9 protein-coding genes are annotated in these 11,816 nt (G+C 63.3%); 1 reads left to right on the forward strand and 8 read right to left on the reverse strand.

The features are described 5' to 3' along the window. Positions 1-172 precede the first annotated feature (172 nt). Positions 173-397, forward strand: coding sequence for a YgdI/YgdR family lipoprotein (locus tag LQ215_RS21255; RefSeq protein WP_230152456.1), 225 nt, complete (start codon positions 173-175; stop codon positions 395-397). A 39-nt stretch (positions 398-436) separates the two neighbouring features. Here LQ215_RS21255 and LQ215_RS21260 read toward each other — a convergent pair whose 3' ends face one another. The 8 genes from LQ215_RS21260 to LQ215_RS21295 all read right to left on the reverse strand — a co-directional run. Beyond that, positions 437-820: a hypothetical protein gene (locus LQ215_RS21260; protein WP_230152457.1), complete on the reverse strand. Its 384-nt coding sequence runs from the start codon at positions 818-820 to the stop codon at positions 437-439. 158 nt (positions 821-978) lie between these two features. Next, positions 979-2,832 (reverse strand): polyurethane esterase, encoded by a 1,854-nt coding sequence (locus tag LQ215_RS21265; protein WP_230152458.1) that lies wholly within the window; start codon positions 2,830-2,832, stop codon positions 979-981. Positions 2,833-3,003: 171 nt separating this feature from the next. Next, complete coding sequence (locus tag LQ215_RS21270; RefSeq protein WP_230152459.1) at positions 3,004-6,096, reverse strand: autotransporter serine protease; 3,093 nt, start codon at positions 6,094-6,096, stop codon at positions 3,004-3,006. Positions 6,097-6,310: 214 nt separating this feature from the next. Next, positions 6,311-7,660: a TolC family outer membrane protein gene (locus tag LQ215_RS21275; protein ID WP_230152460.1), complete on the reverse strand. Its 1,350-nt coding sequence runs from the start codon at positions 7,658-7,660 to the stop codon at positions 6,311-6,313. Positions 7,661-7,674: 14 nt separating this feature from the next. Further along, positions 7,675-9,009, reverse strand: coding sequence for an HlyD family type I secretion periplasmic adaptor subunit (locus tag LQ215_RS21280; protein WP_230152461.1), 1,335 nt, complete (start codon positions 9,007-9,009; stop codon positions 7,675-7,677). Beyond that, the gene (locus LQ215_RS21285; RefSeq protein ID WP_230152462.1) at positions 9,006-10,805 is read right to left on the reverse strand and encodes a type I secretion system permease/ATPase; all 1,800 of its coding nucleotides are present in this window, start codon (positions 10,803-10,805) and stop codon (positions 9,006-9,008) included. Before LQ215_RS21285 ends, LQ215_RS21280 begins: the two co-directional genes overlap by 4 nt. Before the next feature lie 138 nt (positions 10,806-10,943). Further along, entirely contained in the window at positions 10,944-11,366 is a 423-nt protein-coding gene (locus LQ215_RS21290) for an AprI/Inh family metalloprotease inhibitor (protein WP_230152464.1), read from the reverse strand. Between the two features lie 152 nt (positions 11,367-11,518). Then, a partial coding sequence (locus LQ215_RS21295; protein WP_230152463.1) for a M10 family metallopeptidase C-terminal domain-containing protein occupies positions 11,519-11,816 on the reverse strand: 298 nt, incomplete at its 5' end.

Consider the following 11,816-nt stretch of genomic DNA (forward strand, 5'->3'; position numbering starts at 1 on the left):
GCTACGACCGCTCCAGGCAACTGCAAAAGATGAGCGGTCTCCTATATTTAGAGATGAAATCCCTCAGCAAGCGATGAACTTTCCTACGGCAAGCGAGACCAATGGCGGTTGGCTAACGTGATGGCGTGGTCGAATCAGCTGTCCGCGTACTTTTGATTGAGAGGTTATGGATATGAACATCAGGTTTCTGGGCCTGCCCTTGGTCGCCGTAGCATTCATGGCTCTGGCTGGCTGCGCGTCGCCCACCGTGGTGACCTTGCAGAACGGTACCCAGTATTTGACCAAGGACACCCCCAATACCCGCACCGCTGACGGTTTCTACGAGTTCGAGGATATTTCCGGCAGGCAAGTCCGGGTGCGCGCCGATGACGTGGCGACCATCCGCAAGGAAGACTGAGTCTGCCCGCCCTCTCCCCGCAGAGGGCTCGCTTTTGGATCATTGAGCCAATCCGCTGCCCACCCCTGGCCTCGGGCCGCCCTCCTCGCAGCTGATCATCGCGCCTTTGCGCCGCAACGAATCACCTTGCAGTCGCAGGCAACGTTCATGTTCCTGCTGATTGGAACGATCGATGCTGAGGTTTCCAGTGGTGTCCGGCTTCCTGGTTTCCCCCAGGCTTACCGACGCCCACGGCTTTTCGGCCTGTACTTCGAAGCGCGGCCTTGGCGCTGGCGCCTCCACGGGTTTGCCAGCCTGGGCGGCGGGCAACTGTTCCGAGGTCATGCCATAGCGGGTCAGAATCGAATGATCCGGCAACTCCGCCAGTGCACTGCTGCATACCAGGCCACCAATCAGGCCGACGATGGTGCTTTTACGGCTCACGGCTTCACCTCCCCTAGCGCTAACAACTGTGCCGAGGACGCTTGCTGCCGCTGCGCTGCGGGCCCTTGACCGGTAACGTCCAGACGGACGCCAGATTCAGGGCCGCTTCGCGCCCGGCGCGAGCAAGCATCCTCGCCACAGACTCACACAACCTCAGCTCAGGCGAACACGATGCCCTCGCCTGCAACGTGTCCCAGGCCAACACCCACCAAGGTCACGGAACTGTCGCCGACCTTGAGCAGCGTGTCGTTGCCCACCTGGGTCATGTGCTGGCTGTAGTCGTACCCCGACCCAGCGCCCTCGACACCAAGGAACACCAGTTTGTCGCCTGCATCATAACCGCTGATTCGATCCAGGCCGAACGCACCATTGAAGACAAATGTGTCATCGCCACCGCCCGACTGCATCAGGTCATTGCCCGTGCCACCGACAAAGGTGTCGTTACCCGCACCGCCCACCAGCACATCGTTGCCGTCCTGGCCGAACAGCCAGTCACCCGTCGTCCGCGCCACCAGAGTGTCGTTGGCCGCGCTGCCCTTGATCGAAGAGGCATATGCCGTCAGGTTGGCGCCGGCCACCAGGCCATCGGCGGTGACGCTGTGGCTCACCTCGTCCTTGAGCAGCCCCCAGAACAACCCGGACTCCTTACTGACCAGCGTGCCGATGTCTCGGGTGATGCTGATCGCGCCATGGGCGTCGCGCATATACAGCGTCCCGGTCCCGTCATGGGCAAAACTGAAATCCTTCACCGACTGCTGCAGTTGCAGGCTGTTGCTGCCCTGCCCGCCTACGATCACGTTGTAGCCACCGCTATCGCGAAAGCTGTCGTTGCCGGCGCGGCCTTCCAGGTAATCGTTGCCCTCGCCGCCCTGGATCAGGTCATTGCTGTCGCTGCCGATGATGAACGTGCTGCCGGTGTGGGTTTGCGCATTGCGGTTGAGGTCCTGCACCCAGGTATTGGCGCGCGCGGGGTCCGACAGGTTGGCGACGATGATGGTGGAGTCTTTTTCGGTGAGGTCGTAGAACACCGAGCCCATGATCCGGCCCATGCCATCGCCATAGCCGGTCGGCAGGTGGGAAATCCAGGTGGGGATGTTGAGAATGGAAAACGGCAACACATTCCATGCCGTCGAAGCGTAATGGTCGTTGAAGCTGACGATGTTGTTGGTGGCCGATTCCTGTTGCCCATCGTGCACACCCACCGACGCAAGGTTGAACGTCGAGCCGTCCAGGGCGCGGAACACCGGATCGTTCTCGTAACCGATGTTCAGGACCTTGTCGGTACTGCTCTGGGTTGGCGAGGCGTAGGCGATGTAGTTGGCACTGGAGTAGAACCCTGACCACTGGCTGGCGCTCAAGTCTGCCAGACTGTTGACCGCCAGCCCGCCCAGGCTGTGGCCGCTGACCAGCACGTCGTTGCCCGTCAGGCCATGGGCCTGGGCAAACTTGGCGACGTCCCCCAGCAGGTTGCCAAAGGCTTCGCCAGCGTAGTTTTTCGCATAGTCCTTGGGCCCCAGCGCGGCCATCAGGTCGTTGATCACGTCGCCGATGGAATCGCCAATCAGGTTTTCCCGAGGGCCGCTGGTGCCGCGAAACGACACGCCGATTTCCTGCAGGTGCCCCTCGGCGTCGTACTTGCCGAGGATCTCTACCTGCGCGGTGGTGTAGCCGGCCTTTTCACCGAAAAACGTCCCGCGGCCATCCACCTTGCCGGCGTAGCCCAGTTGCGCGGCGCTGATGGGCGTCCAGCCGGCCTTCTGGACCGCCTCCAGGGCCAGTTTTTCCGAGTCGGGGTTCCACGGCACGCCGGGAATCACCCCTTGGGAATCGGTGCCCCCCAGCAGCGCCGTCACCAGGGTCGCCGGCAGGCCGGCACCGAAGCCAGTGTGCTGGTAACCGGCGGCAAAGCCGTTGTCGAGGTTGTGGTAGGAATACAGCATGATCGCCATTGCGTCGCTGACCAGCGCCTTGGATTCGGCAGTGCCGAGGTTCTTGTAGTCGTAGATACCCATGGTTGTTGCTCTCTTTTGTTGTTGGAATGCTAGAACCGGGTGGTACAGCTTTTGTGGCGAGGGAGCTTGCTCCCGCTTGAGTGCGAAGCGCTCACAAGAGGGGCCTGCTGCGCAGTCCAGCGGGAGCAAGCTCCCTCGCCACAGAAGTGTGTGTTGATCCCCTCCTCTTGGTCAGAACTGCCAATCCAGCGTCAGGCCCACGCCATGGGTTTTATCCCGGGAGCCGAGCAGGCCGTTGTAATCGAGGTTGACCCGTACATCCTTGGCGACCGCGAGCCCGGCACGGGCACCGATCACGGCGGCGTTGCGGTCCATGGACACGCTCTGCACCGCGAAGGTGTTGCTGCTGCCGGCAAATGCCAGGTCCTGTTCGGACGTGGTGCTGCTCAGGTTGTGCTGCCAGCCGAGGGAGCCGGACAGCTGCAGTTGCTGTCGGTCCGACAGGGCCAGGGTATGGCTGGCCCGCACGCCCAGGGTCGAGAGCACGGCATCACGACGGTCTTCGCCCGCGTGCAGGGCGGCGTTGTCGCCTTTCTCATGGAAGCTGTCGCTGTCCAGGTGCACATAGGCCAGGTTGGCAAACGGCTCCAGGGCTACCGGCTTCACGTCGAGGCGATACGCCGCTTCGGTGAAGAACTGGGTGGTCCGGGCATCGCGCTTGGTTTTCTCCCTGCCGCTGACGTCGCCCCATTGCAAGTCCCGCTTGACGTCGATGCGATGCCAGCTGTGGGCGCCGCCGACGGTCAGGCGCAGCGCATCGATTTCATGCCCCAGATAGACGCCCAGGTGATAGCTGTCGGCCTTGGCCGAGGAATGGGTGCCGTCGCCCATGCTCAACGAACTGTCGCTGTAGCCGGTGACGAAGCCCAGGCGGGTCTGGTCGTTGATCAGGCCGTCGACACCGGCCAGCAGCCCGCCGATGGAGCTGGTCGTGCTGGCGTGATCATGTCCGCCATCGCTCTTGCCCCAAGCACCCAACACTTTTAACCAGGCATTGCTGCTGGCATCGGTCGGCGTGCCGGCGTCGTACAGCGCATCCTGGCGCAGGCGATCCCCCACGGCGTCGCGCAATTGACGGCTGTCATTGATCAATAGCGTGCCGATGGCCGGATGGATTTCACCCGACAGTTGCTGGAACGCCTGTTGCGCCACGGCGGCGCTGGGTGAAAGCAGCAAGGCTTCGTAGAGTCCGTTGCCCGCGCCCAGTTGTTCGGCGGCCGAGGCGACGGCGCGTTGGTTAGGCGTCAGGCCGAGGCTGGCAAATGACGCGTCGTTACGCTCGACCGCCAGTTGAATGCCACTGGCGCTGTATGCCAGGTCGCCCCCCAGGAACGCATAGTTGGGCAAGACTTCAGCGAAGCGCCCGTCAATACCATCGGCGGCCTGCAGGATATTGAACTGCCTGCCCAGCAGGCTTTTCACCTCGCTCGCCGTCAGCAGCGTCGGGCTGTTTTCCAGGGACAGCGACACCGTCGCCCCGTCAACGGACGCCTTGCCGCCCGCCACGATCAGGTCGCTGGAGGTGGGCGAGACTTCCACTGCGTAATTCGAACCGGGCTGAAACGTCACGTCGCCGGCCACTTGCAAGGTGCCGATGGAGTTGCCTGGCGCCACGCTGCCGCCGCGGTTGGCGGTCAGGCTGGCGATGCGCCCGTTGCCACCGAGGATGCCGCCATCGTTGACCGTCACGGCCGACGCAAGCGAGCCATTGATCGCCAGGCGCCCTTGATTGACCAGGGTTGGCCCGCTGTAGGTGTTTGCACCGGTGAGCACCAGGGTGCCGATGCCCTCCTTGGTCAGCCCACCGTGGCCGGAGATATCGTTGCGCCAAACGTCCAGGCCACATTGGATGCCGCTGCACACCCGCTCCGTGGGTTTACCGGCATCGATGATCGCGCCGATACCCGGCAGGTCCGCCACGAACTGACCGGCGCCATAGGCGCCCTCGATGCGAAATGCCTCAGGGATGTCCTGTTCGGTCACCAGCATCGCTGGACCGTCGATGGCTTTGCCCAGGTTGATCATGCCCCAGCCATACAACGCATCGACGCCCGGCGCGCCCATGTCGGTGGCAGTGGTGCGCAGCACGCTGGCGACCTGGGCGCCGGTCATGTAGGGGAAGCGCTCCATCAACACCGCCACGCTGCCGGCGACATGGGGCGCGGCCATGGAGGTGCCGCTCTTGTTGGCGTAGCCGACGGTCAGGTCCTCGGCACGGGTGCCGCCGATCACGGCGCTGTAGACCCGGGTGCCCGGTGCCGACACGCAGAAACTGGCGGTGTAGCCGCAGCGCGACGAGAAGGTGCTGATGGTGTACGGATCGGCGCTGGCGGTGTCCGGATTGACTTGCAGCGCCGCCACGGTGAGCCAGTTCGGCGCGATGTCCGGCACAAAATACGCCAGGCCCGCGATGGCGTCGGGGTTATTGAGGTTGTAGTCGTTGCCGGCGGCGAAGATCGTCACGATCCCGCTGCGGGCCGCGGCGATGGCGCCCTCGTAGGCACCGCCGGGCTTGGTCCCCAGCAGCGGCTTGATCTGGTCGAATTGCAGTTGCGCGTCCTGCACGGTGAAGTGCGGGAACGCTGGATCGCGGCCACCCTGGTCGAAACGATCGGTGATGCCGATACCCCAGCTGTTGTTGATGATGCGTGCGCCGCTGGCGATCAGCGCGTCCCAACCTGCCTTGTACACCGCGCCGTCGTTGCCCAGGATGATGCCGTCTTCGGGTCCCGGGTCGCCGTTGTCGGCGCTGATGATCTGCGCGTCGTACGCCACACCGTGCATCGGGCTGCCATCGCGACTGCCGGCAGCGATCCCGCCAACATGGGTGCCGTGGGAGCCCAGCTTGCCATCGGAGCCCACGGTGGGTGAGCCGTCGTAGCGGAACGCATCGCCGGCCTTCACCGGGATGTAGGGGTCGGTGTATTCACGAATGCCGCTGGTGACCAGGGTCACGACTTTGCCGGTGCCGGAGAACTCCGGGTGCGCCGCGTAGACCGGCTGGTCGAAGATCCCCAGCTTGACGCCCTTGCCGGTATACCCGGCGCTGTAGGCCTGCTGCGCGTTGATGGCCCCCAGCCCCCATTCGGCGTTGAATTCGCTGCTGCGCCAGCTGTCCGGGTTGCCCGCCCTGCCGCTCTCGACATAAGGCGCCGCCTGGGCCGCGCCCAAGGTTGCCAGGGCGCAGAGCACGGCGCGGTTGAGGGTCTTGAGCAGAAACACGCGGCCCGTCTGTCCGGGCTGTTTTTTGTTATCGACTTTCATCACGAACCATCCTTAGTTGTTGCAAAAATCCTTTGGCTTGCCCTGGCTTTTGTGGCTTGCCTTGGTTTTGTGGCTTGCGCTGGCCTTTGTGGCTTGCACTGGCCTTTGTGGCGAGGGAGCTTGCTCCCGCTGGGCTGCGCAGCGGCCCCAAAAAGCCTGCGAGCGCTTCGCACTCGAGCGGGAGCAAGCTCTGGCCACAAAAGCATCGCGTCGGTCATGGCGTTGGCGCCCGGGACACAAACGCCTCATCCACCTTCGCCAGGTCCTGCGGGCCGAGAGTGCCGGCGTAGTAATGCAACTTGGTCCAGGCCATGAGGTAGTCGTAACGGGCCTGGGCCAGGTCGCGGCGGGTGGTGTAGAGCTGTTGCTCGGCGTTGAGTGCGTCGAGGTTGACCCGCTCGCCGCCGAGGATGCTTTGCCGGGTCGAGACCACCAGCGCTTCGGCGGAGCTCAGGGCCTTCTGATAAGCGCGCAGTTTGTTCACCCCGGACACGCAGGCGCTGAACTGGCGGCGCAATTCGATCAGCGTCTCGCGGGTCTTGGCGTCCAGCTCGTATTCGGCCTGTTCCATGTTGCGGCTGGCCTGGCGGGTCGACGCCGAGACCCCGCCACCGGCGTACAGCGGCACACTGACTTCCAGGCCGATGGTGTTGGTGTCGTAGCGCTGGTTGTAGGTGTTGCCACTTTCCGATTCGTTCTGGCGCATCGTCGCATAGGCGCTGACCTTGGGCAGGTGCCCGGCGCGGTTGCGCTCCACCTCGAAACGCGCCACGTCCACCGCTTGGCGCTGGGACGCCAGGTTGGGGTTGTTGCTCACCGCCAGCTCGTGCCAGGTGTCGAAACTGGCCGGCTGCAAGGCAAAGGTCTGGAAGGTGTCGTGCAGCGGCGCCAGGTCGCCGATATCCAGGGCCGGGACGCCAATCAGCGAGCCCAGCTCGCGCAAGGCGGCGTCCTGCTCATCGCGCGCCTCGATCTCTTCGGCGATTGCCAGTTCATAGCGCGCCTGTGCCTCGAGGATGTCGGTGCGCGTACCTTCGCCCTGGCGAAACAGATGCTCGTTCTGGTGGAATTGCTGCTCGAACGCTTTTTTCTTGGCCTGGGCAATGTCGATCTGGTCCTGGGCGAACAGCGCCTGGGTGTAATAACTCAGCACCCGCACCAACAACTCCTGGCTCTTGCCACGAAAACTTTCGTCAGCGAACAACGCCTGTGCCACGCCTTTTCGGTAGGCCGCGTACGCCTCGTAGTCGAGCAGCGGTTGTTGCAGCGTCAGGCTGGAGCCGTAGCTGCTGTAGTTGCGATCGTCATGCTGGCTGGCGCCGCGATCGTTGAGGTAGGTGACCTTGGATTGGTTGCGTCCCTTGTTGTAGCTGTAGCCCAGGTGCGGCAACAGCCCGGCGCGGCCAATGGCGCGATTTTCCAGGCCCGCATCGCGCTCCTTGATCGCGCCCAGGTAGACCGGGTCATTGCGCAGGGCCTGCTCGTAGAACTCGAAGGGCCCCATGGCCCAGGTGTTGTGGCACACGGAAACGGCCAGCACGGCCATCCAATAAAAACGCTTCATACCGCCGGACATCCTTATTCTTCGGTCAACGCAGAGCCGGCTCGGTCGAGCAGCGGTTTGAACAGGTAGTTGAGCAACGAGCGCTCGCCCGTGCGCACGAACATCTCGGCCGGCATGCCGGGCTTGATCACCAGGCCGTTGAGCTTGTCCATCGCCACGTCGCTGACGCTGCTGCGCAGGACGTAATACGGCGCGCCGGTCTTCTCATCGAGCATCTGGTCGGCGGAAATCAGGCTGACTTCCCCCGGCACCCTTGGCGTGCGGTTCTGGTTGAACGCGGTAAACAGGATGTCCACCGGCAAATGCGGGCCGACCTTGTCGATCAGGTGCACCGGCAAATGCCCTTCCACTTCCAACCGCGTGCCCTGGGGGACGATTTCCAGCAAGGTGTCGCCCTGGCGCACCACCGCGCCCTCGGTGTGCACCCCCAGGTTGACGGCGATGCCGTCGGCGGTGGCGAGGATTTCGCTGTGTTGCAACTCGAAGCCGGCGGATTTGAGTTGCTGTTGCAGGGTTTCGCTCTTGAGCTGGGCGTCGGCCAACTGGCTGCGCACCTCTTTCTGGTATTCCTCGTTGTGCTGCTGCAACTTCAGGCGCGACTCGACGATCCCCTGCTCCACCCGCCCGCTTTCGCCGCTGTTCTGCGCCAGTTCCTGCTGCACTTGCGACAGCTGGCGTTGATAGTCCAGCAACCGGTTGCGCGGGATGTAGCCGTTGTCGGCCAAAGGTTGCAGGTTGCTCAATTGCAGGCGCAAGGATTCGGCCTGGGCGGTCAGGTCGCTACGGGCCCGACGCATGCCCGCCAATTGCGCCGCGGCGCCCTCGATGCTGGCGCGCAACGCCGCCTGCTCCCGGGCGAAGGCTTCGCGGCGACTGCTGAACAGTTGCCGCTGGCCTTCGAGCACCAGGGCCAGCCGTGGATCGGGATCGCGACTCAGCTCCGCCGGGAAGCTCACCTGCAACAGGTTGTCCCGCTCGCTTTGCCAACGCGCCAGGCTCGCCCAGGTCATCCGGTACTGCGCCTGCAGCGATTGCACATCGGCGGCGGCCTGGGTCTGGTCCAGGCGGAACAGCGGCTGGCCCTGCTTCACCACCTCGCCTTCGCGCACCAGGATCCGGCTGACCACACCGCTGCTCATCGATTGCACCGCCTTGCGCTTGCCTGAAACCACCACAGTGCCCTGCACGGGGATGCCCTGGTCCAACGGCGCCAGGCTGGCCCAGGTGAAAAAACTGCCGGCCCCCACCAGCGCCAGCACCCACCCCATGCGCGTGAAGAAACGGGCGTCGCGCTCCGGGCGCTCGACGTCCTGAGAATGTTCGAGATTCATGTCGCGCTCCTTGCTCATACACCACCCGGTTTGCTGGCGGCCTGGTATTGGCGACTCAGGCTCAGTCCGCTGGGGGCCGCCGGGGGACTGTTCGGCGGTGAGCTGCGTGGCGCGTTATCCTGTGAGCCCGACTGGCCGGACAGCGCCCGCAGCACTTGCTGGCTTGGGCCGAAGGCCTGGAGCCGGCCTTCATCGAGCACCAGCAACTTGTCGGCCTGGGCCAGTACCGAAGAACGATGGGTGACCAGCACGACGCTGGTGCCCTGGGCCTTCATCTGCGCAATGGCGCCGGCGAGCGCCGCTTCGCCAACCGTGTCGAGGTTGGAATTGGGTTCGTCGAGCACCACCAGGCTTGGCCGGTCGTACATCGCCCGGGCCAGCGCCACCCGTTGTTTCTGCCCGCCGGACAACCCACCGCCGTCCTCCCCCAGCACCGTGTCGTAGCCCTGGGGCAGGCGCAGGATCAACTCATGGACCCCGGCCTGCTGCGCGGCGGCGACGACTTTTTGTGGATCGGCTTGGCGAAACCGGGCGATGTTCTCGGTAATGCTGCCGCTGAACAGCTCGATGTCCTGGGGCAGATAGCCGATGTGCGGGCCGAGTTGCTCGCGATTCCAGCGATGAATGTCGGCCCCGTCGAGGCGCACCGTACCTGCAAGGGTCGGCCACACGCCCACCAGGACTCGGGCCAGGGTGGACTTGCCAGAGCCGGACGCCCCCAGCACACCGAGCACTTCCCCGGCAGCCAAGCTGAAGCTGACCTGCTGCAGCGTCGCGTTACGCTGTCCCGGCGGTCCTGCGCTTACTTGTTCGAAGCTCACCTGGCCCTTGGGCGCCGGCAGCGTCATGCCGTCATCCTGGGGCGCAAACGCCTGCAACAGCGCGTCAAGACGCCGGTAAGCCAGCTTGGCGCCGCTCCACTGCTTCCATACGGCGATCAACTGGTCGATGGGGCTCAATACCCGTCCCATCAAGATCGAGCCGGCAATCATCATCCCGGCGGTCATGTCGCCCTTGATCACCATCAGTGCGCCCAAGCCCAGCACCAGCGATTGCAGGCACAGGCGCAGGGTCTTGCTCAAGGAGCTGATGACCGCGCCAGTGTCGCTGGCCTGGTTCTGCAGGCCGAGAAACCGTGAGTGCACGGCAAACCAGCGGCTGCGCAGCGCGCCGAGCATGCCCATGGCCTGGATCGTCTCGGCGTTGTGCAAATGGCTGGTAGCCAGTTGAGTGGATTGTTGCGAGTAGACGCTGGCCTGCCCCAAGGCTTTTTTGGTCATGGCCTCGTTCAGGCAGGCCAGGCCGATCAGCAGCAGCGTACCGACGGAGGCAAACACGCCGAGCCATACGTTGAACAGGTAGATCACCAGCAGATAGATGGGAAACCACGGCGCGTCGAAGAAAGCGAACAGCGCCGGCCCGGTGAGGAATTGGCGAATATGCGTGAGGTCGCCCAGCGATTGCCCGGCGTTGCCTTCACCCTGGCGCAGATTGCGCTCGAACGCGGCCTTGTACACCTGGAGATTGAAACGTCTCTCCAACTGGCTGCCGATGCGGATGACCACGAAGCTGCGGACCATTTCCAGCAGCCCGATGAATACGAAGAAGCCGACGACCATCAATGACAACATCGCCAGCGTGGTCTCGTTCTGTGATGACAAGCCGCGGTCATACACTTGGAGCATATAAATCGAAGGTGCGAGCATCAGGACATTAATCAGCGCGGTAAAACATCCAACACTGATCAGAATATTTTTATAATCACCCAGCGCTTTGAACAGCGGCGCCGCGGCAACGCTCCTTACCTTATTCATGATCTTCCTTGCTGTTGGCTTGCCCGCGAACGGGCCGTTATTCAACTTACCAATCTTTATTTTTCAATTCGGCCCACACCGAAACGCACGTCTGCTTGAACAAGCGCACGTCGATCAAGGCTCAACTGCACTCACTCGTTAATGAGCACTCTGGGATTTATTGCGCTCAAGCCGGAGTATCAAGCCGGACTTCAACGTCATTTGATAATGATCGCCCTGACGCAGCCCCAAGTGAGTCCTGGAGTCTTGTTTACCGATCAGGGAAAGTCCGTCGGGCTCGGTGAACCAACGAACCGGCTCATCCCCCAGCCATTGGCCCAGGCAATCGGTTTGCCCACCCAGGGTCTGGTCCGCCTTGAGTTCAACGAGGCAAGTGTTGGACGGTTTGTCCTGCATCGCCTGGGTTTGCGCATTGTCCTGCGGGCTCGACAAAACGGCCTGCCACTGACCGGCCAACTGCGAGGGTTCTGCTAACAACAGGCTGCGCGCCATGGCGACTTCTCCACAAAACATCATCAGCGTAGCGAGCAACCCGGTGGTTGCGTGAGCGCTACTGGGCATGAATTTTCTACGCATTTCTTTCATCCTGACCGGAGTCCTGTAGGAGCTGTCGAGCGAAGCGAGGCTGCGATCTTTCTCCACCACTTGAGTCCCAAGCGAAAGATAAAATCAAAAGATCGCAGCCTGCGGCAGCTCCTACAGGGGTTTTGGCATCAAGCCACGATATCCGAGACCGCTGCCTGGCCAACGGTGCTAACCAGGAAGTCAGCCGCGCCGTGCCCGGAGAAGTCCACCGACAGCAGGCTGTTGCCACCCGATGTCGACAACACCGCATCGCCCGCCGCACCGGTGAACGCGCTCACGAAGTGCAGGCCCGCGCCCTTGGTGATCCCGGTCAGGTCGATCTTGTCCAGGCCGCTGACGAAATCGAGGATCTGGTCCGTCGCTCCCGGACGCGAATCGGAACTGGCGGCGAACACAAACGTGTCCGCCCCCGAGCCACCCCAGAGC

Source organism: Pseudomonas brassicacearum, assembly GCF_918698105.1.
In the GTDB taxonomy this organism is placed as follows: domain Bacteria; phylum Pseudomonadota; class Gammaproteobacteria; order Pseudomonadales; family Pseudomonadaceae; genus Aquipseudomonas; species Aquipseudomonas brassicacearum_F.

Bases quoted from the DNA above. Each gene is read 5' to 3' on its own strand.
- LQ215_RS21255 (WP_230152456.1), top strand. From the start codon at position 173: ATGAACATCAGGTTTCTGGGCCTGCCCTTGGTCGCCGTAGCATTCATG.
- LQ215_RS21265 (WP_230152458.1), bottom strand. From the start codon at position 2,832: ATGGGTATCTACGACTACAAGAACCTCGGCACTGCCGAATCCAAGGCG.
- LQ215_RS21270 (WP_230152459.1), bottom strand. From the start codon at position 6,096: ATGAAAGTCGATAACAAAAAACAGCCCGGACAGACGGGCCGCGTGTTT.
- LQ215_RS21275 (WP_230152460.1), bottom strand. From the start codon at position 7,660: ATGAAGCGTTTTTATTGGATGGCCGTGCTGGCCGTTTCCGTGTGCCAC.
- LQ215_RS21280 (WP_230152461.1), bottom strand. From the start codon at position 9,009: ATGAGCAAGGAGCGCGACATGAATCTCGAACATTCTCAGGACGTCGAG.
- LQ215_RS21285 (WP_230152462.1), bottom strand. From the start codon at position 10,805: ATGAATAAGGTAAGGAGCGTTGCCGCGGCGCCGCTGTTCAAAGCGCTG.
- LQ215_RS21290 (WP_230152464.1), bottom strand. From the start codon at position 11,366: ATGCCCAGTAGCGCTCACGCAACCACCGGGTTGCTCGCTACGCTGATG.